Annotated in this window: 19 protein-coding genes; 8 read left to right on the top strand and 11 right to left on the bottom strand. The window is 69.3% G+C overall.

What is annotated here, in order from left to right:
- Positions 1–66: 66 nt before the first annotated feature.
- The 3 genes from C5O79_RS19135 to C5O79_RS19125 all read left to right on the top strand — a co-directional run bounded on the left by C5O79_RS19135 (position 67) and on the right by C5O79_RS19125 (position 3714).
- On the top strand, positions 67–1305 hold the full coding sequence (locus C5O79_RS19135; RefSeq protein ID WP_122475669.1) for a multidrug effflux MFS transporter: 1239 nt from the start codon (positions 67–69) through the stop codon (positions 1303–1305).
- A gap of 125 nt (positions 1306–1430) precedes the next feature.
- Positions 1431–2111 (top strand): response regulator, encoded by a 681-nt coding sequence (locus tag C5O79_RS19130; RefSeq protein WP_046547670.1) that lies wholly within the window; start codon positions 1431–1433, stop codon positions 2109–2111.
- A 181-nt stretch (positions 2112–2292) separates the two neighbouring features.
- Positions 2293–3714: a sensor histidine kinase gene (locus C5O79_RS19125; RefSeq protein WP_122475671.1), complete on the top strand. Its 1422-nt coding sequence runs from the start codon at positions 2293–2295 to the stop codon at positions 3712–3714.
- A gap of 84 nt (positions 3715–3798) precedes the next feature.
- On the opposite strand, the gene C5O79_RS19120 is transcribed toward C5O79_RS19125, so the two are convergent.
- From C5O79_RS19120 to C5O79_RS19085, 8 genes are all read right to left on the bottom strand, one after another.
- Positions 3799–4665 carry an MOSC N-terminal beta barrel domain-containing protein gene (locus C5O79_RS19120; RefSeq protein ID WP_122475673.1) on the bottom strand — a complete coding sequence of 289 codons (867 nt, stop codon included), beginning with the start codon at positions 4663–4665 and terminating at the stop codon, positions 3799–3801.
- Between the two features lie 88 nt (positions 4666–4753).
- Positions 4754–5707, bottom strand: a complete 954-nt coding sequence (locus C5O79_RS19115) for an ABC transporter substrate-binding protein (protein ID WP_122475675.1) — start codon at positions 5705–5707, stop codon at positions 4754–4756.
- Positions 5708–5744: 37 nt separating this feature from the next.
- Positions 5745–6929, bottom strand: coding sequence for a cytochrome c (locus tag C5O79_RS19110; RefSeq protein WP_122475677.1), 1185 nt, complete (start codon positions 6927–6929; stop codon positions 5745–5747).
- A 50-nt stretch (positions 6930–6979) separates the two neighbouring features.
- On the bottom strand, positions 6980–7807 hold the full coding sequence (locus C5O79_RS19105) for an ABC transporter ATP-binding protein (protein WP_122475679.1): 828 nt from the start codon (positions 7805–7807) through the stop codon (positions 6980–6982).
- On the bottom strand, positions 7801–8907 hold the full coding sequence (locus tag C5O79_RS19100) for an ABC transporter permease subunit (RefSeq protein WP_122477416.1): 1107 nt from the start codon (positions 8905–8907) through the stop codon (positions 7801–7803). The genes C5O79_RS19105 and C5O79_RS19100 overlap by 7 nt, the downstream gene beginning before the upstream one ends.
- Positions 8908–8911: 4 nt before the next feature.
- Entirely contained in the window at positions 8912–9946 is a 1035-nt protein-coding gene (locus C5O79_RS19095; protein WP_046547676.1) for an ABC transporter substrate-binding protein, read from the bottom strand.
- A 32-nt stretch (positions 9947–9978) separates the two neighbouring features.
- A complete protein-coding gene (locus tag C5O79_RS19090; RefSeq protein WP_047850082.1) occupies positions 9979–10818 on the bottom strand; it encodes a class II aldolase/adducin family protein in 840 nt (279 codons plus the stop codon).
- 33 nt (positions 10819–10851) lie between these two features.
- The gene (locus tag C5O79_RS19085) at positions 10852–11937 is read right to left on the bottom strand and encodes an LLM class flavin-dependent oxidoreductase (protein WP_039356814.1); all 1086 of its coding nucleotides are present in this window, start codon (positions 11935–11937) and stop codon (positions 10852–10854) included.
- 306 nt (positions 11938–12243) lie between these two features.
- Here C5O79_RS19085 and C5O79_RS19080 point away from each other — a divergent pair, with 306 nt between their 5' ends.
- Positions 12244–13596: an acyl-CoA dehydrogenase family protein gene (locus C5O79_RS19080; protein ID WP_122475681.1), complete on the top strand. Its 1353-nt coding sequence runs from the start codon at positions 12244–12246 to the stop codon at positions 13594–13596.
- A gap of 64 nt (positions 13597–13660) precedes the next feature.
- Here the strand turns inward: C5O79_RS19080 and C5O79_RS19075 are convergent, their stop codons facing one another.
- Positions 13661–14635 carry a LysR family transcriptional regulator gene (locus C5O79_RS19075; protein ID WP_174242143.1) on the bottom strand — a complete coding sequence of 325 codons (975 nt, stop codon included), beginning with the start codon at positions 14633–14635 and terminating at the stop codon, positions 13661–13663.
- 17 nt (positions 14636–14652) lie between these two features.
- Here C5O79_RS19075 and C5O79_RS19070 point away from each other — a divergent pair, with 17 nt between their 5' ends.
- Together C5O79_RS19070 and C5O79_RS19065 are read left to right on the top strand one after the other, a co-directional pair.
- Positions 14653–15219: a cysteine dioxygenase gene (locus C5O79_RS19070; RefSeq protein WP_046547681.1), complete on the top strand. Its 567-nt coding sequence runs from the start codon at positions 14653–14655 to the stop codon at positions 15217–15219.
- Between the two features lie 116 nt (positions 15220–15335).
- Positions 15336–16964, top strand: a complete 1629-nt coding sequence (locus C5O79_RS19065; RefSeq protein ID WP_122475683.1) for a rhodanese-related sulfurtransferase — start codon at positions 15336–15338, stop codon at positions 16962–16964.
- Positions 16965–17021: 57 nt separating this feature from the next.
- On the opposite strand, the gene C5O79_RS19060 is transcribed toward C5O79_RS19065, so the two are convergent.
- Positions 17022–18164, bottom strand: coding sequence for a glycerophosphodiester phosphodiesterase (locus C5O79_RS19060; RefSeq protein ID WP_122475685.1), 1143 nt, complete (start codon positions 18162–18164; stop codon positions 17022–17024).
- Between the two features lie 376 nt (positions 18165–18540).
- Here C5O79_RS19060 and C5O79_RS19055 point away from each other — a divergent pair, with 376 nt between their 5' ends.
- Positions 18541–19605: a phytoene/squalene synthase family protein gene (locus C5O79_RS19055; RefSeq protein WP_131931571.1), complete on the top strand. Its 1065-nt coding sequence runs from the start codon at positions 18541–18543 to the stop codon at positions 19603–19605.
- 491 nt (positions 19606–20096) lie between these two features.
- The gene (locus tag C5O79_RS19050) at positions 20097–21311 is read left to right on the top strand and encodes a porin (RefSeq protein ID WP_122475687.1); all 1215 of its coding nucleotides are present in this window, start codon (positions 20097–20099) and stop codon (positions 21309–21311) included.
- 223 nt (positions 21312–21534) lie between these two features.
- Here the strand turns inward: C5O79_RS19050 and C5O79_RS19045 are convergent, their stop codons facing one another.
- A complete protein-coding gene (locus C5O79_RS19045; protein ID WP_122475689.1) occupies positions 21535–23025 on the bottom strand; it encodes an efflux transporter outer membrane subunit in 1491 nt (496 codons plus the stop codon).
- Between the last annotated feature and the right edge of the window lie 8 nt (positions 23026–23033).

Below are 23033 nucleotides of genomic sequence, written 5' to 3'. Positions count from 1 at the left end.
GCTTATATCACTTTGATCCTAGATTGCTGTCGACCACATCAATCCGACCGGAGACGGGCTCATCGCATGAAAACGCGTTCATTACCCCACTGGGGCTGGCTGTTCCTGTTGATGCTCGTCGTGTGCCTGCCGCGCGTCACGATCGATGCGTACCTGCCGTCGCTGCCGGCGATGGCGGATTCACTGCACGGCACCGACGCCCAGTTGCAACTCACGCTGACGCTCTACATGGTCGGCTACGCGCTGTCGATGCTGGTGTCGGGGCCGCTGTCCGACCGTTACGGCCGCCGTCCCGTCCTGCTCGGCGGCCTGTGCCTCTACGTGATCGCGAGCGTCGCGTGCGCGTGGTCGACCAGCGTGACGGCGATCGTCGCCGCGCGCATCTTCCAGGCGTTGGGCGGCTGCAGCGGAACGGTGATCGGGCGGGTAATCGTGCGCGAGCGTTTCCCGACCGCGACGCAGGCCACGATGCTGGGCCGGATCTCGGCCGGCATGGCGCTGTCGCCGGTGATTGCGCCGCTGGCCGGCAGCGCAGTGGCCGAGGGGCTCGGCTGGCGCGGCGTGTTCGGTTTGCTGGCGGCGGGCGGTCTGGTCGCCACGGCGATGGTGCTGCGCTACCTGCCGGAGACCCGCGAACGCGACGCTCGGTCGGCGCCGGGCAAGGGCCTCCTGGGTACTTACGCTGGCCTGCTGCGCGAACGCGGTTTCCTGCGCTACTCGCTCGCCATCAGTTTCGCGTACTGCACGTACTACCCGTTCATCGCGGAATCGTCGACGCTGTTCCAGCGGCAACGCGGCGTATCGGGCCCGGTATATGCGGTCATCTTCGGCCTGACCGTGCTCGGCTACCTGATCGGCTCGAACCTGTTCGCACGGACGGGTACCCGCTGGAAGGCCGATTCGGTCATCGCGGCGGCGGCGGGCGTCAATCTGGCCAGCGCCGCCGTGTTGTGGATCGGCGGTGCGATCGCGCCGACGGCGGTGGCGGCGCTCGTCATCCCGATGTTCTTCGTGATGATTGCCGTCGGGATCGCGATCCCGGCCTGCCAGTTTTCGGTGATGCAGCCGTATACGACGATCGCCGGGACGGCGTCCGGGCTGTTCTTCTTTATCCAGATGGCGATCACGGCCGCGTGCGGCGGCGTGCTGGCGTGGCTGTCGGATGGCACCGCACGCCCGATGATCGTCGTCACGATCGGCGCGAGCGTCGCGTTCGTGGCGGTGGCGGTCGGCCTGCGCGAGCGGCGGCGGGTAGGCGACGATTCGCGCTTCGCGACGCGGAACCGGCCTGCCGCCGAGCGTTGAGCGATCGGTGGACGGCCCGGCCGACGCGCGCCCACGCCGGCTGCGCAACCGGTGTTTCCGCGAGGCGTCGCGATGGAAAGGATCATGTAATGTAGCGGCCTGTCGCTGACCTTACCGGAATCCCCATGCGTGTGCTGCTCGTCGAAGACAATCCGAACCTTGCCCAGTCGCTGAACGACGCGCTGAGCGCGGCGCGCTTCGCGGTCGATCACATGGCGGACGGCGAGGCGGCCGACCACGTGCTGCGCACGCAGGATTACGCGCTGGTGATCCTCGATCTCGGGCTGCCGAAGCTCGACGGGCTGGAAGTGCTGCGGCGGCTGCGTGCGCGGCGCAATCCGGTGCCGGTGCTGATCCTGACCGCGCACGGCTCGGTCGAGGACCGCGTGAAAGGGCTCGATCTCGGCGCCGACGACTATCTGGCGAAGCCGTTCGAACTGACCGAACTGGAGGCGCGCGCCCGCGCGCTGATCCGCCGCAGCCTCGGCCACGAGCATGCGCGGGTCGAATGCGGGCCGCTTTCGTACGACAGTATCGATCGCAGTTTCCATTTCGCCGGCGAGCCGTTGTCGCTCACGCCGCGCGAGCGCTCGGTGCTCGAGGTGCTGATCCTGCGCAACGGCCGCGCGATCAACAAGGAAACGCTGTCGGAGAAGATCTTCGGGCTCGACGAGTCGGTCAATGCCGATGCGATCGAGATCTACGTATACCGGCTGCGCAAGAAGCTCGAGAACACGGGCGTCGCGATCGTCACGCTGCGCGGGCTCGGTTATCTGCTGGAAGCGAAGGCGGAGACGGCGGAATGAGCCGCCGCTGCGCTCACGAGCTCTGCACGGAACCGGTGTACGCGTTGACGCGCTACGCCGGATCGACACGGTCGCGGCCCGCCGACGACACGCATGCGGTTCACGGCCGACCACACGGGCGCGGAGAGGCGCGCGGTGCATGCGCCGCGGTGTCCCATCGGGCGGCCTGGCGGGAGGCCGAGTGATCCGCCCGAACCTGCGCACCCAGGTCGCATTGTGGCTGCTGCTGCCGCTGCTCGGCCTGCTGGCGCTCGACTCGTGGCTCACGTACCAGCGCGCGATGAGCGCCGCGCACGTCGCGTTCGACCGCACGCTGTCGTCGTCGCTGAAGTCGATCCGCGAAGGCGTGCGGCTCAACGACGGCGAGATCGAGGTCGACCTGCCGTATCTCGCGCTCGAAATGCTCGAGTCGAGCGACGGCGGCAAGGTCTACTACCTGATCCGCGAGGACAACGGTCACACGATCACCGGCTACCCGGACCTGCCGCTGCCGCAAGGGCGCGACGCGGGCGACGGCGCGCTGTTCGTCACGCGCTACTACGACGCCGTCTATCGCGGCGAGCAGTTGCGGATGGCCGCGCTGCGCATCCCGGTGCACGACGTACCGACCGCGCAGTCGCGCATCGTGTGGGTGATGGTCGGCGAGACGATCGAGGCGCGCCAGGCGCTCGCGCGCGAGATCCTGGTGGGCTCGCTGCTGCAGGAAGGGTTGCTCGTCGTGCTCGCGCTCGGCATCGTGTGGCTCGGCGTCGGGCGCGGGCTGCGGCCGCTGAACCGGCTGTCGGCGACGGTCGCCGCGCGCAGCGAGGACGATACGACGCCGCTCGATACCGGCGCGGTGCCGAGCGAACTCGCGCCGCTCGTCGAGTCGATCAACCAGTACATCGGCCGCACGCAGCGGATGCAGGTCGCGCGACGCCGCTTCTTCGCGGACGCGGCCCATCAGCTGAAGACGCCGCTCGCGGCCGTGCAGGCGGGCGTCGAGCTCGCGTTGCGGCCCGACGAGCAGCCGCGCGCGAACGGGCACCTGCGGCGTGCGAACGGCGCGGTGCGGCAGGCCGCGAAGATCGTCCAGCAACTGCTGTCGCTGTCGCGGCTCGATTCGGACAGCGGCCATGCGGTCGCGCACAAGCCGGTCGCGCTGCACCGGCTCGCGCGCAGCGTGACGCTCGACTGGTCGCCGGTCGCCCGCGCGCGCGACATCGATCTCGGTTTCGAGCACGAGGCCGACCTCGACGTGCAGGGGCAGTCCGACCTGCTCGGCGAGATGATCGGCAACCTGATCGACAACGCGATCCGTTATGCAGGCGATCGCGCGGTGATCACGGTGCGCGTGTCGCGCGACGGCGAGCACGCGCGGCTCGACGTCATCGACAACGGGCCGGGCATTCCGGCGGACGAACGGGACGCGGTATTCGAGCGATTCCATCGCGGCAGCAAGACGCAGACGGTCGAAGGGACGGGGCTCGGGTTGTCGATCGTGCGCGAGATCGCGCGCGTGCATCAGGGCAGCGTGACGCTGGCCGACGCGGCTGGTGGTGGATTGGTCGTGACGATCCGGCTGCCGGCGGCGAACGATGATGCCGCGCCGCGCGCCGCGTGATGGCAATCAGCGATGCGGGAAGCGGCTAGCCGTGAGTAGCGGCTTCCCGCGAGTGAAGGAGGCGAGCGGTTCCGCGCGCCCGGCTCAATCGCCGAACCCGATCTCCGCTTCCAGCGACTGGCCGACTTCGAGCCACGTGCCCGCGCCTTCGACGACGATCGCATTGATGCCGAACGTCAGCGCACCGCCGTAGTTCGGGTTCGCGCGATAGGTCTGCATCGTGTCGGTCGGCTCGTGCGGCCACGCCGGATCGGGCGCGCCGGTGGCCTGGTCGATCGTCGGCATCGGGCAACGCGTGCACGGCTTCACGAGGCGCAAACGCACGGGCGTCGCGCCATCCGTGTCGAGATGCTCGACGAAATCCTCTTCGAACGCGTCGAGATCCGACACGACGATATTCGGGCGGAAGCGGTTCATCGGGATTGCCGGCGCGCCCTTCGCTGCGAGCCGCGCGTTCAGGTCGTCGAGCGACGACTGGCCGATCACGAGCAGCGGATAACCGTCGGCGAACTGCGTGTGCGTATCGATTTCGCCGGTCCATTTCCGGTTGCAGCCGCGGCGCGCGTCGGGGCCGAAGCGCGCGAGCTTCGTGGGCGTGCCGAGGAATTCGGTGAGCCATGCGGCCGTTTCGCCGCCCGTGTCGATCGCGTCGACGGTGTCGCGCCACACGGTCGCGGCCATTTTCGGCGTGGCGGGCGATACGTCGCCGTCGAGCGGCGTGCGGATCTCGCGCATGCCCGGCGCGTTCAGCACGAGCGCATCGCTGTCGAGCGCGGTGCGGATCAGCGCGAGGCGCGGGTGCGTGCGCTGCGTGATCATCTGCCCGGCCGGATCGGTGATCAGCCAGTGGCGGTCGTACGCGAGGCCCGTTTCGAGCAGTTGCGCGCGCGACAGCGCGATGCCGGCACAGGATTTGATCGGATAGACGAAGAGTTCGGCGATGGCTGGCATGACGCTGGCTGAAGGCGAATGGCGAGACTGCGATTGTGCCAGATCATGCCGAAACCGTTCGGGCGGCTGCGCGCCGTCGCGCGGCCGGTCATGCGAGCGGGAAGCCGGAGTCGAACGTCGTGCGCACGTCGAGCGGCTGGCGCAGTAGTCCGGCCTTCAGGTAGAAGTCGGCCGTGCGCTGTTGTTCGGCGATGACCGTCGCGTCGATCGGCAGCCAGCGCGTGTTGCGGCGCTCGAACTGCAGCTTCGCGGCCGCCGGCGGAATGCCGATGATGCGCGCGAGCGCAGCGGAATACGCATCGGCATGCTGGTACGACCATGCCTGAGCACGCACGACACGCCGCAGGAAATCGTGCAGGACGTCGCGCTTGGACGCGATTGCCGCATCGGTTGCCGCTAGGTAGCTGAGGCCCGACCACAGTCCGCGGCCATTGACGAGCACGCGCGCGCGGCCGCTCGTTTCGGCGAGTGCGGTATAGGGTTCCCAGGTTGCCCACGCGTCGATCGAACCGGTTGCGAGCGCAAGCATCGTGTCGGCCGGCGGCAGGAAGCGGAACGACACGGCGTCGGGCGGCAGGCCGGCCGCATCGAGCGCCTTCAGCGTGACGAAATGGCCGATCGAGCCACGCGTGGTGCCGATGCGCTTGCCCTTCAGGTCGGCCGCGCTCTTCAGCGCCGCATCGGGCCGCACGAGCACGGCCGTGCCGTACGGGTCGGAACGGTTCACGCCGATCACCTTGATGCGTGCGCCCGACGCGAGCGCGAAGATCACCGGTGCATCGCCGATCGGCCCGCAGTCGACGGCGGCCGCGTTCAGCGCTTCGGCGAGCGGCGCGGCGGCCGGGAATTCGGTCCACGCGATGTCGTACGCAAGGCCGTTCAGTTCGCCGGCCGCTTCGAGCAGCGCGCGCAGGCCGCCTTTCTGGTCGCCGGCGCGCAGCAGCGGCCGCGTGCCCGATTGCGCGCGCAGGGCAGCCGGGGCCGTGGCGATCGTGGCGAGGGCGCTCGCTTGTGCGAGGAAATGGCGTCGGGTCGGATTCATCGTGAAGCTCGGTTGGAAGAGAAGTTCAGGGATTCATTCAATGCGCAAGCCCGGCCTGCACGTCGCGCACGGGTTCGGTATCGACGCGCAGCAGCAGCGCGGTCAGCGGATCGCCGGTCGCTGCCGGTGCGGCCGGTCGTGCGGTGGTGTCCGAGCGGCACAGCAGGTCGGCATCCGACCAGCCGGCGCTGCCCGGCAACGCGCGTGCCCGCAGCCAGCCGCGCCGATCGGCGAGGAGCTGCGTGCCGCCGAGCGCGTCGGGCGCGACGCCCGCGATCGTCGCGAATGCGCGCCATGCATCGGGCGTCGATGCGACGCAATCGGCTCGCGCGACGCCGGTTGCCTGCGTCACGGGCGCGCCGCGTGCCGTGACGAGCAACGTTTGCCAGCGCGCATCCTCCGGCGGCGGCGTCGCGCCCGGCGCGAGCGCGACGATGCGCACACGCTGGCCTTCGCGCCAGCGCTCGAGCGGCTCGGGCGCGGCGGCGCCGCAGCGTACGTCGAGCGCCGGCAGCGGGACGGGCACGGGCCACGCGCCTTCCGCCTGCGCGCCGCTGCCCGCGGCGAGCGCTTTCAGGTAGTCGAGCACGGCCCAGGTGTCCTGGGGGCCGAGTGCTGCGGCGAAGCCGGGCATCGTCGGCGCGCCGTGTTCGTCGCGCGTGCCGTGGCGCACGCGCCAGAACAGTTCGCCGTCGAGACGTCGGGCGAGCAGCGCGCCGGTGAAAGTCGGCGGCCAGTGCGGGAGCGTGGCCGCGAGCGGACCTTCGCCGCGTCCGTCCGTGCCGTGGCACGCCGCGCAGTGTTGCGCATACAGGTGCGCGCCGCGCATCACGTTCGACACCGAGAACGGCGCGGGGTCGCGCTGGAAACTCGTCGGCACGGCGGGCGAAAGCCACAGCGAGGACGGCGGCCACGGTGCGAACCACGCGACGGCCAGCGCGGCGAGCGCGGATGCGACACGCCACTTGCGCGAAGCGAGCGCGACGCACGCAAGCACGACGGCCAGCGCCGTCGCCGCCACGGCGAACGCGAGCTGCCGCGTGAGTCCCGCGTCGATGCGCAGCGTTTCGAGCGCGATGCGATGCGCCCACGGCCACGCGCCTTGACCATCGACGTCGCCCGTCAGCCCGATCGCATGCAGCACGCGCGCCAGCGCGATTTGCGCGCGGTACAGCCCCTGCAGAAACACGAGCGCCCAGTCGGCGAACGTCGGCGCGTTCATCGGCTATGTTCCGGCCGCCTGGCGGCCGTTCGTCGAACGACACCGCGCATCTACCAGCTCGCGTCGAGCCCGAGGTGCCGCAACGCGTCGTGACGCAGTTCGGCGAGGCGCGGGTCGCCGCGATGGCGCGGGTAGGGCAGGTCGACGTGCAATTCGGCGACGATCCGTGCGGGGCGCGGCCCGAACACGATCACGCGCTGCGCGAGGAACAGCGCTTCCTCGACATCGTGCGTGACGAGCAGCGCGGAGAAGCCGTCGCGTTGCCACAGTGCGGTGAGCTCGGCCTGCATCGTGAGCCGCGTGAGCGAATCGAGCTTGCCGAGCGGCTCGTCGAGAATCAGCAGGCGCGGATCGTTCACGAGCGCGCGGGCGAGCGCGACACGCTGCGCCATTCCGCCGGACAACTGATGCGGGAACGCGTTCGCGAATTCCTGCAGCCCGACGCGCGCGAGCGCATCGTCGACGCGATGCTGCGCGGTGCGCGCCACGCCGCGCGCCTCGAGGCCGAGCGCGACGTTCGCACGCACGCGTCGCCACGGGTACAGCGTCGGGTCCTGGAACACGACGATGCGCGACGGATCGGGTTGCTCGATCGGCACGCCGTCCTGCGCGATCGTGCCTTGCCGCGCGGCGTCGAGGCCCGCGACGAGGCGCAGCAGCGTCGACTTCCCGCAGCCGCTCGGGCCGAGCAGCGCGACGAATTCGCTGGCCGCGACCGACAGCGTGACGTCGTCGAGTACCGGCAGCGCACCGCCGGGACCGTCGAACGCATGGCTCACGCGGCGGATGTCGATGCGCGCGCCGCGCGGTGCCGCGACGGCGGACGCAGCGGCGACGGACGATGCAACGGACGATTCGAGTACGGCGGCGCTCACCATTTGACGGTTCCTTTCTGCCAGGCGAGCACGCGATCGCGCACCGCGAACAGCAGCGCGATCAGCCCGGAAAACAGCAGCGCCATCACGATCAGCGCCGCATACATGTTCACGTACGATGCCCAGCCCTGCGCCCAGCTCAGGTACCAGCCGAGCCCCGACTTGACGCCCATCATCTCGGCGACGACCAGCACCGTGAACGATGCGCTCAGCCCCATGAAGATGCCGACGAACACGTGCGGCAGCGCGGCCGGAATCGCGACGCGCAGCACGAGGAAGCGCGCGTTCGCGCCGAGCGTGCGCGCGACGTCGTAATACTGCTTGTTGACGCTCGCGACGCCCGACCACGTGAGCACCGCGACCGGGAAGCCGGTTGCGAGCGCGATCAGGAACGCGGCCGCCGAATAGCTCGACGGGAAGAAGTAGAACGTGAGCGGCAGCAGCGCGGTGGCGGGCACGGGCCCGAGCACGCGCAGCACCGGATGCACCCAGTAGCCGATCCGGCGCGACCAGCCGATCGACACACCGACCGCGAAACCGACCGCGACGCCGTACGCAAAGCCGAGCGCGAGCAGCTTCAGCGTGTTGCCGGCGCTGCCGAGCAAGCGAGGCCAGTCGTCGACGTAGACCTCGATCAGCGCCTGCGGCGGCGCGAAGAACGGGGTCGGCAGCCAGCCGGTTTTCGCTGTGACGATTTCCCACGCGGCGAGCACGAGCGGCAGCGCGACGAGCCACGGGCCGGCCGGGCGCACGCGCGCGAGCCGCGTACGCGTCGCGGGAACGAGATGGCCGAGCGTCGCGGCGACGAGCAACAGCGCGGCGATCGTCCACGCGCCAACGGCGAATTCGCCGGTGTACGCCCAGTCGCTGAAACCGACGACGCGGTTCGGCCACAGTTGCGTGAGGGCGCCGAGCGCGCCCCAGGCGAGCGCGGCGGCGATGCCGATCGGCCAACTGCGAGCGCGGCGGGCTTCGGCGGCCAACGTGGCTTCGCAGGCGATGCACGCGACGCGCGACGCGGGCGCGGGCGCGGATGCGGCGGCACTCCCGCCGGAAGGGGCGGACGCGGAGCGTGCGGCGGGCGCGTGTTCGATCGTCGACATCACATCACCCCAGCACGTTCGCATAGACCTGCTGCGCGAAGCGCTGCGGGTCGGTGCTCTTCTTCAGCACGCTGATGCGGCGGAAGTCGTCCGCGTAGAACGCGATTTCCTGCTGCAGGTCGACGTTGGTCGGGTGGTGATTGTAGGTGAGCGTCGCGTAGAGCTTGCGCAGGTCCTCGGGGTTGATCTTCGGCGAATACTTCGCGAACACCTTCGCGGCTTCGTTCGGGTTGTCGTGCGTGAACTCGGTGGCCTGCACGATCGAGCGCGCGAGTGCGGCGGCCGACGGCCGGTCGTTGCGCACGAGGTCGCCGCGTGCGCCGATCACGCAGCACACCTTGCGCGCGTATTCGCCGGACAGGTTCGTCGCCAGTTCGGTGTACGCACCGTTGCTGCGCTTTTCGAGCAGATAGAGATTCGGGTCGCCGTCGGCGATCGCGTGGATCTCGCCCTTGTCGACCGCCACGCCGAGCAGGTCGGCCGGATACTGGCGCCACGTGATGTCGCGCTCGGGATCGATCCCGTTCTTCGCGAGCAGGATCGAGAAGAAATGCTTGCCGGGCGCGGCCAGGTCGCTGACGCCGACCGTCTTGCCCTTCAGCGCCTGCAGCGTCGTCACGCCGGCCGCCTTCGCGCCGACGAGCCGCACGCAACCGCCATGCGAGCTGCCGATGATCTTCACGTCGAAGCCGGCTTCGAGCGGCTTCAGCCAGCGGTGGATCATCCCGACCGCCGCATCGGCCTTGCCGGTCGCGATCGATTCGAGCAACTGGTCGGTCGAGCCGCTGTAGTTGATCAGATCGACCTTCAGGCCGTTCTTCTCGAAGAAGCCGCGCTCCTGCGCGACGACGATCGGCGTCAGGCAGAACGCGTTCTGGTTCCACGCGAACGTGAGCTTCTTCAGCGGCGGCGCGGACCAGGCCTTGCGGCCCAGCGTGATCGCGGGCGCGGCGAGCGCGACGGCGCCGGCGGCGCGCAGCAGCTTGCGGCGTGTGTCGTCGTGCGCGTCGGTGGGCGCGGGTGCGGTGGTTCGGGTCATGTGGTCTGGTCTCCGGTCGTGCGGAAAGGCGCTCAGTCGAGCAGGTCGGGTTCGTCGGCGACGACGCGTGCGAACAGGCTGTCGAATGCGTGCAGCGCGCCCTCGGGGCCGCCGATCTGGCCGTGCGTGTGGCGCGCGGTCGCGTGATCGATCGGTTGCGGCGTGCCGGCCGCCTCGGCCAGCAACTGCGTGTGCGCGGCGTTGTCGAGCGCGATGTACCACCATGCGGCGGCCTCGACGGTCGGGCCGGCGCTCAGGATTCCGTGATTCTTCAGGATCGCGCCCTTGTGCGTGGTGCCGTCCGGCTTCGCGAGGGCCTGCGCGATCCGTGCGCCTTCGCTCGTGTCGACGACCATCCCCGTGAAGTCGTCGAACAGTGCGTGGTCTTCGTAGAACACGCAGGCGTCCTGCGTGAGCGGATCGAGCAGGCGGCCGAGCGTCGACCACGCCTTGCCGTACGTCGAGTGCGTATGCGCGGCGGCGACGATGTGCGGATGCGCTTCGTGGATCGCCGCGTGGATCGCGAACGCGGCCTTGTTCAGCGGCCGCGTGCCGATCGCGGTTTCGCCGCGCGCGTTGACGAGCAGCAGGTCGGACACTTTGATCTGCGAGAAATGCACGCCGAGCGGATTCACCCAGAAGTGGTCGGGCAGTTCGGGGTCGCGTGCGGTGATGTGGCCGGCGAGCCCCTGTGAGAAGCCAAAGCGGGCGAACAGGCGGAATGCGCCCGCGAGCCGTTCCTGACGGTGACGGCGCTCGGCGGCGACGTCGATGCGCGGTGCCGGCGGATCGAACCAGAAATGCTGGCGCGGCGCTTCGGCGAGTTCGAGGCCCGATGCGGTGCGCACGGGCGAGGCAAGGACGGCGGACATGATGGCGGATGGCTCCAGTAGGCTCCGTTGGGCTCAGGCCGCGCGGCGTGCCGCGTCGCGGGCGGCGACGGCGCTGCGCACGCGCGGAATCAGTTCGCGGCCGTAGTCGATCGCGTCTTCCAGCGGATCGAAGCCGCGGATCAGGAACGTCGTGACGCCGAGGTCGTAGTAGTCGAGCAGCGCGTCGGCGACCTGTTCGGGCGTGCCGACGAGCGCCGTCGAATTCGAGCGTGCGCCGGTGAGCTTCGCGATCTCGGTCCACAGCCGCTTGTCGACGCGCGAGCCGCGTTCGGCCGCGGCGAGCAGGCGGCGCGCGCCTTCGCTCTGCTGCGGGCCGCCGGCGCCGAGGCCGGCCGCTTCGCGCAGCCGGCGCGTTTCGTCGAGGATGCGATGCGCGCGCGCCCAGGCTTCGTCTTCGGTCGCGGCGAGGATCGGGCGGAACGACACTGAGAAGCGCACCTGGCGGCCATGCTTCGCGGCTTCGGCGCGCACGCGCGTGGTCAGGTCGCGCACCTGGTCGAGCGATTCGCCCCACAGCGCGTAGACGTCCGCGTGCTTGCCGGCCACTTCGAGCGCCGCTTCCGATGCGCCGCCGAAATAGATCGGCACATGCGGCTGCTGGAACGGCTTCACTTCCGAAAAGCCCTGCTTGAACCGGTAGTGCGTGCCGTCGTGATCGAACGGCTGCGCTTCGGTCCAGATCCGTCGCAGGATGCCGAGGTATTCGTCGGTGCGCGCATAGCGCGCGTCGTGGTCGAGGAAGTCGCCGTCGCGCTGCTGTTCGCTGTCCGAGCCGCCGGAGATGAAGTGCACGGCGAGCCGGCCGCGGCTGAACTGGTCGAGCGTCGCGATCTGCCGCGCAGCGAGCGTCGGCGCGGTGAAGCCCGGGCGATGCGCGAGCATGAAATGGATGCGCTCGGTCGCGGCGGCCGCGAACGCGATCGTCAGCGTCGCAGACGGGCCGGTCGAGTGATGCGGCACGAGAATCCGGTCGAAGCCGGCTGTCTCGTGGGCGCGCGCGAAGTCGCGCACGTAGTCGGGATCGACCACGGGGCCGGATGCCGGATGGATCTCCGACTGCTTCTGGCTCTGGATCATGCCGATGAATTCGACGCTCATCTGGGTCTCCGGTGCAGGGACGACCCGGCGCGTGGCCGGGCAGGAATGGAGCGCAGGTTAACGCCGGGATCATGCGAAACGGAAATAATCAATCCCGAATTGAATATCAGATTTGCATGGTTTGGGCGGGGGTGTGCTGCGCATACGCTGTGGGCTCAGGAACGATCGGGCGCGCGGGCGCCAGCGAAGCCGGCGCCGCGTGTTCCGGATCGCCTGCTTCACGAGAAACCGCGCCGCGTGGCGATCGATTGCCGCTATTGCCGCCTGTCCTTGTTACTTTGCGTATTGCCCAGGGAATCCGTCTCGATGTCCGCCAGCCTTGCCGCTTCCTCGCCGTCGGCGCAGCCGCGTTCGCTGCGTCTCCTGCCCACCGACGATGCCGACGCCGACGGCGCCCGCATTGCCGCGCTGCTCGACCGCCTCGCGCCGGAACTGGCCGCCGATGCGGCCCGCAACGACGCTGACGGCCGCTTTCCTCACGAGAACTTCGCGCGGCTGCATCGTGCGGGGCTGATCGCGCAGGTCGTGCCGCGCGAGCATGGCGGCGCCGGTGCGACGCTTGCGCAGGCGAGCCGGATCGTGGCCGCCGTCGCGCGGGCCGATCCGGCGACCGCGCTGGTGCTGACGATGACGTACCTGCAGCATCGCGCGCTCGGCCGTGCCGACAACCGCTGGCCGGCGCAGGTCCGGCGGGCGGTGTTCGACAGCGCGGTCACCCAAGGCGCGCTGATCAACGCGCTGCGCGTCGAGCCCGCGCTCGGTTCGCCGTCACGGGGCGGGCTGCCGGAAACCCTTGCACGGCGCGACGGTGACGGCTGGCGATTGTCCGGCCACAAGCTGTACAGCACCGGGATTCCGGCGCTGCGCTGGCTGGCCGTGTGGGCGCGCACCGATGAGCCGGCGCCGCGGGTCGGCGTGTTTCTCGTGCCGCGCGACCGCGATGCGGACGGCGATCGCATCCGCGTGATCGAAAGCTGGAATCACCTCGGCCTGCGTGCGTCAGGCAGCCATGAGGTCGTGTTCGACGACGTGCGGCTGCCGGCCGATCACGCGGTCGACGTCCGCGCGCCGGACGCATGGGCGGTGTCGGCGGCGACCCATGCGGATGCCGATGCGCAGGCCGACCAGCAGGCGTGGATGGTCGCGCTGCTCGGCAGCCTGTACGACGCGGTGGCGCGTGCGTCGCGCGACTGGCTGGTCGGGTTCGCAACGACGCGTGCGCCGAGCGGGCTGGGTGCGCCGCTTGCGACGCTGCCGCGCGTGCAGGAAGCGGTCGGCGAAATCGAGGGCTGGCTGCATGCGAACCGTGTGCTGCTCGACGATCACATCGCGCGCACCGACGCGGGCCATGCACCGACGGTCACGACGAGCGGCCTCGTCAAGCGGACCGTGACCGAGCACGCGATCCGCGTGGTCGAGCAGGCGTTGAAGCTGTCGGGCAATCACGGGCTGAGTCGCGTCAATCCGCTCGAACGCCACTATCGCGACGTGCTGTGCAGCCGCGTGCATACGCCGCAGGACGATGCGATCGCGGTGGCGGCGGGGCGTGCGGTACTGGAAGCGGCGAGCCGGAGTGAGACGGAGCGCGCAACGAAGGGCGAGACGGAGACGAGCGGGGCGTCGGTCGACGAGACCGAACGCGGCCGCGGCGATGCGTGACGGGAGCAGGGCGGGCGCGGCCGCCAATCGGGCGGCGGGATGCCGGCGCCGCCCGATGGTCCGGTCAAGCGGCCTTGCCGTGAGCCTGCTCGGGCAACGCGAACGCCGTGCGCGCATGCGCGGCAACGGCGGCGAGCGGCGCGTCGAAACGGGCCGCATCGTGCCGGCGCAGCAGCCACAGATCGATCTGCGGTTTGAAATCGGCGAGCGGCACGATGTCGAGCGCATCGCGCAGCGGACTGCCTTCGACGAGCGGCAGCGGCATCAGCCCGATGCCGAAGCCGTTCGCGACGCTCTGCAGCTGCAGGTCGCGGCCGTAGGTGTCGAGCGTGACCGGCATCGGCAGGCCCTGCGCGTCGAGCGCGCGCCGCAAGCCCGCGCGAAAACCGCAGCCGTCCGGATTGAGCACCCAGCCATGCGCGTGGCAATCGGCGAGCCGGTAGCTGCGGCGCGGCCAGTCACCCTTGCGGCCGACCGCGACGAGCCGCGTGGCCAGCAGCCGTTCGCCTTCGACCTGCGCCGGCAGCACCATTTCGCGTGCGAGGAACACGAGCGCCGCATCGAGTTCGCGGCGGGCGACGCGCTCGACGAGCCTGCCGCCCCACGCGGTCGTGACCTGCGTCGCGAGCGCGGGCCACTGCGCGGCGAGTTCGGCGATCAGCGCGGGCAGCATCAGCTCGCCGAGGCCCTGCGTGAGCCCGATCCGGAACTCGCCGGCAGGCGGCTGCTCGCCGGCCGTCAGCTCGCGCAGCGCATCGACTTCGCGCAGGATCGCGCGGCACTGCTCGAACACCCGCCGGCCGATGTCGGTGGGGCGCGGCGGCTTGGTGTTGCGATCGAGCAGGGTCACGCCGAGCGCTTCCTCGAGATTCTGGACGCGCCGCGTGATCGCGGGCTGCGTCATCCCGAGCTCGGCCGCGGCCTGGCTCAGGGTCTGGCAGCGGACGACTGCTGCAAAAGCGTCGATATCGCTAATTTTCATGTTTGTTCTGCATGGTCTTTCGGGTGCATCATGACGATCCATCATATTCGGCATCATATTCGAGGAGTCAGCCGATGAGTACGCTTTCGTTGCATCAGACGCCGCTGCGGCCGTTCGTCGATGGCCTGGACGCATTGCTCGCGTCCGGCGCGAACGAGGCGCGCATCCTCGACGAGGGCGGCGCGCTGCTCGCCGCGCTCGTCGAGCACGACGACTGGTTGCCCGACGCGTTCGCGCAGCCCGACCCCGCGCGCTATCGGCAGTACCTGCTGCATCTCGACCCGGACGAGCGGTTCTCGGTCGTCAGCTTCGTGTGGGGGCCGGGCCAGACGACGCCGATCCACAACCACACGGTGTGGGGGCTGATCGGGATGCTGCGCGGCGGCGAGCTCTCGCAGCCGTACCGGTTCGACGCAGCGGGCAAGCCGGTGCCGGCGGGCGACGCCGTGCGGCTGCAGCCCGGCGAAATCGAGGCCGTGTCGCCGCGCATCGGCGACGTTCATCGCGTGACCAACGCGTTCGACGATCAGGTATCGATCAGCATCCACGTGTACGGCGCGAACATCGGCAAGGTGGAGCGCGCGGTGTTCCTCGACGACGGTACCGTGAAGCCGTTCGTGTCGGGTTATTCGAATGCCTGATGCCTGATGCAACGCCCGCAGGCGTGGCCGGTTCCCGGCACGCGCCTGCAGGCTCACGATTCATCCGTTCCGCTTTCTTCACCGACTTCAACGCATTCAATCAACACAGAGACACCGTGACGCAATCCGCCGACTCCACTTCCCGCTTTCCCGTCGCTTCGTACCAGGACGTGCGCGCCCGCCTGCTTGCCCGCGACGAGATCGCGCTGATCGACGTACGCGAGGAAGATCCGTACGCGCAAGGCCACCCGCTGTGGGCAGCCAACTTTCCGCTGTCGAAACTCGAACTCGACGCGTGGACGCGGATTCCGCGCCGCGACACGCCGATCGTCGTGTTCGGCGAAGCGGGCGGCGAGGATCTCGCGCCGCGCGCGGCCGCCACGCTCGCGCAGCTCGGCTACACCGATGTGAGGCTGCTCGACGGCGGCCTGGCGGGCTGGCTCGCCGCGGGCGGCGAACTGTTCATCGACGTGAACGTGCCGAGCAAGTCGTTCGGCGAATGGGTCGAGGCCGAGCGGCATACGCCGTCGCTGTCCGCGCAGGAAGTGCAGGCGCTGATCGATGCGAAGGCCGATGTCGTGATCGTCGACGCGCGCCGTTTCGACGAATACCAGACGATGAACATCCCGACGTCGACGAGCGTGCCGGGCGCGGAGCTCGTGCTGCGCGTCCGCGCGCTCGCGCCGAACCCGGCGACGCAGGTGATCGTCAACTGCGCGGGCCGCACGCGCAGCATCATCGGCACGCAGTCGCTCGTCAACGCGGGGCTGCCGAATCCGGTTGCCGCGCTGCGCAACGGCACGATCGGCTGGACGCTCGCGGGCCAGACGCTCGAACGCGGCGCCGCGCGGCGCTTTCCGGACGACATCGACGCGACGCAGCGCGCCGACGCACGCCGGACGGCGCGCGCGGTGGCCGAGCGCGCGGGCGTGCCGCGCATCGCGCTCGCGGACGTCGCGGCGCTCGACGAGCCGGGCCGCACGTTGTACCGCTTCGACGTGCGCACGCCGGAGGAGTACGAAGCCGGCCACCTGCCGGGCTTCCTGAGCACGCCGGGCGGCCAGCTGGTGCAGGAGACCGATCATCACGCGGCCGTGCGCGGCGCGCGGATCGTGCTCGCCGACGATGACGGCGTGCGCGCCGACATGACCGCGTCGTGGCTCGCGCAGATGGGCTGGGACGTGCGGGTGGTCGAACCGGAGGACGGTGCGGCGAAGTTCAGCGAGCGGGGCCAGCCGCCGCGCGACGTGCCGGCGACCCCGAGCGTGACGGACATCTCGCCCGCGACGCTCGCAGGCTGGCTGAAGGAGGCCGCGCCGGACGAGCTGGCGATCGTCGACGTGACGGCCAGCGCGAACTACGTGAAGCGGCATATCCCGGGTGCGTGGTTCGCCGTGCGTGCGCAACTGCGTGATGTGCTCGCGGCGATTCCGCCCGCGAAGCGTTACGTGTTCACGTGCGGGTCGAGCCTGCTGGCGCGGTTCGCGGCGGACGACGCCCGTGCGCTGCTGCCGGCTTCGGCGGACATCTCGGTGCTCACCGGCGGCACGGCCGCATGGATCGACGCGGGACTGCCGCTCGAAAGCGGCGAGACGCATCTGGCCTCACCGCGCGTCGACCGCTACCGCCGCCCGTACGAAGGCACCGACAACGCGGCGGCCGCGATGCAGGCGTATCTCGACTGGGAGTACGGACTGGTCGATCAGTTGAAGCGGGACGGCACGCATCACTTCAACGTGATCTGACCGATACGGTGCAACCGGGCGCGTCGCGTCGTGCGTCGCGCCCGGTCAGCGCGCCTGTCAGCGCTTGAACGTATCGACGGCCGTGCGGCCGACGGCCGGATCGTCGGTGAAGAAGCCGTCGATGCCCGCGCGCAGGTACGCGTGGATCTCGCGCACCGAGCCGGCCGTGTTGCGCGTGGCCGGCGTGCCGCCATCCTTCAGCGACGCGGGCAGGAAGTTGTTTTCCGGGCGGAACGTGTACGGATGCACGACGAGGCCGGCTTCGTGCGCATAGCGCACGTACGGCGTCGGCTGCTGCAGCGTGCCGTCCGCGGCGACCGCGATGATCGACGTCTTGTACGGGCCGACGCCGTTCGCATAGGTCGCGATCTCGCGCATGCCGTCGCGCGTCGACAGGTCGCCGTAGGTGCGCTTGTCGTTCGCCTTCACGAAGTCGTACGGGCGCTGGTCGGCTTCGTCCATCAGCTGCACGAGCTTCCAGTTCGGCTGGCTCGACTTGATCCGGTTGCGGATCGTCTTCAGGTTCGCGACCTCGAACGACTGGATGTAGACGGTCGCCGTGCGCGCCGTGTAAGCGTCCTTCAGCAGCGCATCGACGAGACGGTCTTCGAGCGGCAGGCCGATCGACTGGAAGTAGGTCGGATGCTTGGTTTCCGGATACAGGTGGATCGTGCGGCCGGTCTGCGTGGACATCTGCTTCGCGAGCGCGACGATCTCGTCGAACGTCGGAATCTCGAACTGGTCGTTGTACGCGGTGTTCGCGGGGCGCACCTGCGGAATGCGCTCGCGGGCGCGCAGCGTCTTCAGCTCGGCGAGCGTGAAATCCTCGGTGAACCAGCCTGTCAGCTCCGCGCCGTCGATCGTCTTGGTCGCCTTGCGGCTCGCGAACTGCGGCAGCGTCGACACGTTCGTCGTGCCCGAGATCTCGTTCTCGTGACGCGCGACGAGCACGCCGTCGCGGGTCGACACGAGGTCGGGCTCGATCACGTCCGCGCCGTCCTCGACCGCCTTGCGATACGACGCGAGCGTGTGCTCGGGGCGCAGCGCGCTCGCGCCGCGATGGCCGACCACCTGGACCTTCGCGGAAATGGGCTGGGTGGGATCGGACGCGACGTCGTCGCCGCCGCACGCGGCGAGCAGGAACGCGGCGGCACAGGCGAACGGAACGTAGCGCAGGGAGGTCGGGCGCTTGAAGAGCATGTCGATGAACCTTCGAAACGAGAGTCGGAAAGGGGCGATCGATCCGGCGGCGCGGCTGTCGTGGCGTGTCGCACGGAGTCGAATGGGACGCGATCGTCGCATCGAATAATTACATATGTATTACTCTCGCCTTTCCGTTCTCTATTTTTAGGGCGCAATGGCTGCGGCAGGGCGGTTGAATGCGGCCTGACGGAGCGCGCCTTCCAGCCGTCTCGGGCAGGCCGGCCGCCGGATGCACTAAACTTGCGGGAATTTTGCATCGTCGCGCCGGGGCCAGACGCCCGTCTGGCGCGACGATGCGGCGACTCGCGGGCCGGCGCGGGCGCCCGGCGCCCGTGTGCGTCCGGGGCCCGCGCCGGCCGATTTTTCCCGACCCATGACGACTCGAACCGATTCCGCTTTCCTGCTCGGCGACCTGCTGAAGAACGTTTCCCGCTCCTTCTACCTGACGCTGCGCGTGCTGCCCGACGGCATGCGCGACCCGGTCGGCCTCGCGTACCTGCTCGCGCGCGCGGCCGACACGATCGCCGACACGGCGCTCGTCGCACCGGATCGCCGGGCGGCGTTGCTGACCGACCTGCGCGACGAGGTCGAGCGGCTCGGCGACGGCGTTGCGCTGTCGCGGGTGCTCGAGGACGTGACGCGGATGCAGGCCGATTCGCACGAGCACGTGCTGCTCGGCTCGATGGAGCCGATGCTCGCGCTGCTGCGCACGCAGCCGGAAGCCGACCGCGCGTCGATCCGCAAGGTCGTCGCGACGCTGACGGCGGGGATGGTGTTCGACCTGCGCACATTTCCCGACGAGCAGTCGGGGCGCGTCGTGTCGTTGCCGACGCGCGGCGAGCTCGACCGCTACACGTATCTCGTGGCCGGCTGCGTGGGCGAGTTCTGGACCGACATGACGGGCATGCACACGCCGGCCGCGCGCGGCTGGAACCTGCCGGACATGTGCGAGAAGGGCATCCGTTTCGGCAAGGCGCTGCAGATGACCAACATCCTGCGCGACTGCGGGAAGGACCTGCGCATCGGCCGCTGCTATCTGCCGGACGACGTGCTGGGCGCGCATGGGCTCGGTGTTGCCGACCTGATGGCGCCCGATGCGTCGGCGCGCGCGCGCGGCGTGCTCGTCGACCTGCTGCGCGTGACGCTCGACCAGTATCGCGACGCGGGCCTGTATACGCTTGCGATCCCGCGCCGCTTCGTGCGGCTGCGGCTCGCGTGCCTGTGGCCGATCATGATCGGCCTCGAAACGCTCGAGCTGCTGGCCGGCCATGCGGCGTGGCTCGATCCGGCGAAGCCGGCCAAGGTGCCGAGAAAGCGCGTCTACCGGATCATGGCGTCGTCGCTCGCGCTGGTCGGTTCGAACGCCGCGATTCGCGCGCGCCTGACCGCGCTCGCCGATGCCGTGAACGCGCATCTCGTGCAGCCGGCCACGCGCTGACTCGCACCGAACGATGCCGGCGCGACAGGTGCCGGCATCGCCCCTCGGCCCGCGTTCGCCGGGCCATCATCGTCCGCCCCTTCACGCGTCGACTAAAAACGTTTTCATTATTTCGTGTCGCGAAACGTGGGTGTCATGAACGTCAGCGATCCTTCGCGGCGGCGTGAGTCGTGGCATCAGCTACGGTTGCGTTTTTGTAAGACGATATTTCGCCGAAGGCATCTGACGACATCCGACGGACGCGTTGCACCCGTAAAAATGTAAAGCTAGGGTTTTCACCGGGAAATGCCGGAAAGGCCCACCGCGTAAGCGTTTTCAGGTGTTATGTAACCGCTTGGTGAACCCGTGCGTTGCGTCGATCATACGACGACCGACTGCGCGTGTTGGGAAATATTCGGTAATCCGTCAGAATCGCGTCGGCATGTACTCGCACATGTGTCAGTCACAAAACCACACCAGAAAAGAAATCATTCTTTGAGGACGGAGAATCAATGAAAAAGCGCGTCGCTTTCGCCATGACGGCAGTTGGCCTTGCAGCCGCTACCGCCGCCCACGCTCAAAGCAGCGTGACCCTGTACGGTATCGTCGACAACGGTCTGGCTTGGCAGAACAACTCGTCGGCAGTCGGTGCTACCACGGGTGGTCACTCGAAGGTGCAAATGTCCACCGGCGTGTGGGCAGGCAGCCGCTTCGGCCTGAAGGGCAGCGAAGATCTCGGCGGCGGCACGAAGGCGATTTTCCAGTTGGAAGCCGGCGTCAACACGGCTAATGGCTCGTCGCAGTGGACCAACGGCATCTTCACGCGTCAGGCGTGGGTTGGCCTGACCAACAGCACGTACGGTACGCTGACGGCTGGCCGCCAGTACACCGCGTACTACACGCTGCTGTCGCCGTACAGCCCGACGACCTGGCTGACCGGCTACTACGGCGCGCACCCGGGCGATATCGACTCGCTGGATACGAGCTACCGTGCGAACAACTCGCTCGTCTACATGTCGCCGAAGTTCTACGGCTTCACGGTCGGCGGTTCGTACTCGTTCGGCGGCGTCGCAGGCGCGACGAACCGTGGCTCGACGTGGAGCGCGGCGATCCAGTACCTGAACGGTCCGGCAGGCATCGCCGTCGGCTATCAGAAGGTCAACAACGCCACGCTCGGCGGCGGCGTGTGGGGCGCGAACTCGACGGTCCAGAACGGCCTGACGGCAACGGGCGACGGCAACCAGCCGGCCGTTTCGTCGATCAACAACGGCTATGCCACGGCGCAATCGCAACAGCGTATCGCTGTGACGGCGGGCTACCAGTTCACGCCGGCATGGGACATTTCGGCATCGTACTCGAACGTCCAGTACACGCCGGGCACGGGTTCGGCGTTCCGCAACACGGCCATCTTCAACACGGCAGGCGCCGTGCTGCACTGGAAGGCAGCCGCTCAGTGGGACTTCGCAGCGGGCTACTCGTACACGGCAGCCACGCAATCGAACGGCATCACCAGCTCGGCCAAGTACCACCAGGTCACGCTGTCGCAGTACTACAGCCTGTCGAAGCGTACGGGCCTGTACGCAGTTGAGGCTTACCAGCACGCCAGCGGCAACACGCTCGGCAAGAGCGGCATCATCGCCGCAACGACGTCGATCGGCGACGGCGTGGGCGCAGGTTCGAAGCAGAACCAGATCGGCGTCGGCGTCGGCATGATCCACCGCTTCTGATGTCGCGCGGCGCGTGAGCGCCGCTTGTGGCATGCGGTTGATGAACCGGCCTTCGGGCCGGTTTTTTTATGCGCGGTACGTATTGCGCGTAGTCCGGTTCCGTTACCGGCCGGCACCGACCGGATGCGGAGGGCGACGAAAGCCGCGCCTGACAAGCGCATCGCTCACGCGGCGCCGGCCTGCAGACGGCAGCATCCGGCCCGTGCCAATGTCGTCCAGCCGATCACTCCGTCGCGCCATCCGTCCAGCTTCCCGCCAGCGCCTGAAACAGCGCCGCCGTATCTGCTAGCCGGTCGGCCTGCGCGCGCGTACGATCGAGCGCCGTCTGCAACGTCTGCCGCTGCGCGTCGAGCAGGTCGAACGTGCTGATCCCGCCCGCCGCGTAACGGTCGCCGGCAATCCGGTTGCTGGCCGCCGCTTCCTCGGCGGCGGTGTCTCTCGCCTGCAATGCTGCCGCATCGTGCTCGACGGCACGCATTGCATCGGCCACCTGCTGCAGCGCCTCGAGCACGGTTTCCCGGTAGCTCGCGAACGCTGCGTCGTATGCCGCTTCGGCCGCACGTTTCTTCGCGCGCAGTTCACCGCCGTGAAAGAGCGGTTGCGTCAGCCCGAGGCCGACATTCCACACATTGAGCCCGCTCACGAGATCCGCGATGCGCGTGCGCTCCGAGCCGATTCCCGCCGAAATCGAAAAGCGCGGATACAGGTTCGCGGTGGCCACGCCGACGTTCGCGCTGGCCTGGTGCAGCACGGCTTCGGCGGCGCGGATGTCGGGGCGTTCGCGTGCGAGCGTCGACGGCAGCGCGACGGGCAGCGTGCGCGGCAACACGAGCGTATCGAGTGTGAGGTCGGGCAGCACGGCTTCGGACGGCGGCACGCCGAGCAGGATCGCGAGCCGGTGGCCGGCTTGTGCGAGGCGGGCCTCGAGCGGCGGCAGCGACGCCCGCGTCTGCGCGAGCAGCGCGCGTTGCGCATGCACGTCGGCCTGCGAAACGCCGCCCGCGGCGAAACGCGCTTCGACGATGCGCAACTGCCGCGCCTGCGCATCGATCAGTTGCCGCGTGAGCGCGACCTGCCGCGCGAGCGACGCGTGCAGGATCGCGGTCGCGACGACGTTGCCCGCGAGCGTCAGGCGCGCGGCGTCGAGCGTGTACGCCTGGTAGTCGACCTGTGCGCGCAACGCTTCGAGCGCGCGCCGGTTGCCGCCGAACACGTCGAGCACATACGACACGCTCACCGACGCGTCGTACAGCGTGAACGGCCCGGGGCTGGGCACGTTGGCGGGCAGGCCGAACGCGGTCGTGTCGACCTGCTCGCGCGTGGCGGACAGGCCCGCATCGATTTTCGGCAGCATCGTTGCGCCGGCTTCGGCCGCATGGTTCTGCCGCGCTTCGTCGAGTCGCGCACGGGCCTCGGCAAGCGTCGGGTTGTTGTGCCACGCGGTATCGACGAGCCGGTTCAGCGGTTCGGAGCCGAACTGCGTCCACCAGTGCTGCGGAGTATGCGTGGTCGATGCGAACGTCTGCGCATCGCCGGTCGGTCCGGCGGTGGAGGCCGTCGTCGCGGGCGGCTCGCCGCGCGTGTAGCGCTGCGTGGCGGGCGCATCCGGCGCGTGGAAATCCGGCCCGACCGCGCATCCGGCAGCGAGCAGCGCAACGGCGATCAGCATGCAACCGCGGGCGGCGTGGAAGGGGCGACGCGAAGCCGGTTTCATCGTGCGGC

The organism is Burkholderia sp. SRS-25 (assembly GCF_004343765.1).
Classification (GTDB): Bacteria; Pseudomonadota; Gammaproteobacteria; order Burkholderiales; family Burkholderiaceae; genus Burkholderia; species Burkholderia contaminans.
The sequence above is the reverse complement of the archived record's forward strand: the minus strand, read 5'-3'. Positions and strand labels throughout refer to the sequence as shown.

Bases quoted from the DNA above. Each gene is read 5' to 3' on its own strand.
- C5O79_RS19045 (WP_122475689.1), bottom strand. From the start codon at position 23,025: ATGAAACCGGCTTCGCGTCGCCCCTTCCACGCCGCCCGCGGTTGCATG.
- C5O79_RS19060 (WP_122475685.1), bottom strand. From the start codon at position 18,164: ATGCTCTTCAAGCGCCCGACCTCCCTGCGCTACGTTCCGTTCGCCTGT.
- C5O79_RS19070 (WP_046547681.1), top strand. From the start codon at position 14,653: ATGAGTACGCTTTCGTTGCATCAGACGCCGCTGCGGCCGTTCGTCGAT.
- C5O79_RS19100 (WP_122477416.1), bottom strand. From the start codon at position 8,907: ATGTCGACGATCGAACACGCGCCCGCCGCACGCTCCGCGTCCGCCCCT.
- C5O79_RS19055 (WP_131931571.1), top strand. From the start codon at position 18,541: ATGACGACTCGAACCGATTCCGCTTTCCTGCTCGGCGACCTGCTGAAG.
- C5O79_RS19075 (WP_174242143.1), bottom strand. From the start codon at position 14,635: ATGATGCCGAATATGATGGATCGTCATGATGCACCCGAAAGACCATGC.
- C5O79_RS19095 (WP_046547676.1), bottom strand. From the start codon at position 9,946: ATGACCCGAACCACCGCACCCGCGCCCACCGACGCGCACGACGACACA.
- C5O79_RS19130 (WP_046547670.1), top strand. From the start codon at position 1,431: ATGCGTGTGCTGCTCGTCGAAGACAATCCGAACCTTGCCCAGTCGCTG.
- C5O79_RS19115 (WP_122475675.1), bottom strand. From the start codon at position 5,707: ATGAATCCGACCCGACGCCATTTCCTCGCACAAGCGAGCGCCCTCGCC.
- C5O79_RS19105 (WP_122475679.1), bottom strand. From the start codon at position 7,807: ATGGTGAGCGCCGCCGTACTCGAATCGTCCGTTGCATCGTCCGTCGCC.
- C5O79_RS19110 (WP_122475677.1), bottom strand. From the start codon at position 6,929: ATGAACGCGCCGACGTTCGCCGACTGGGCGCTCGTGTTTCTGCAGGGG.
- C5O79_RS19080 (WP_122475681.1), top strand. From the start codon at position 12,244: ATGTCCGCCAGCCTTGCCGCTTCCTCGCCGTCGGCGCAGCCGCGTTCG.
- C5O79_RS19085 (WP_039356814.1), bottom strand. From the start codon at position 11,937: ATGAGCGTCGAATTCATCGGCATGATCCAGAGCCAGAAGCAGTCGGAG.
- C5O79_RS19135 (WP_122475669.1), top strand. From the start codon at position 67: ATGAAAACGCGTTCATTACCCCACTGGGGCTGGCTGTTCCTGTTGATG.
- C5O79_RS19090 (WP_047850082.1), bottom strand. From the start codon at position 10,818: ATGTCCGCCGTCCTTGCCTCGCCCGTGCGCACCGCATCGGGCCTCGAA.
- C5O79_RS19050 (WP_122475687.1), top strand. From the start codon at position 20,097: ATGAAAAAGCGCGTCGCTTTCGCCATGACGGCAGTTGGCCTTGCAGCC.
- C5O79_RS19120 (WP_122475673.1), bottom strand. From the start codon at position 4,665: ATGCCAGCCATCGCCGAACTCTTCGTCTATCCGATCAAATCCTGTGCC.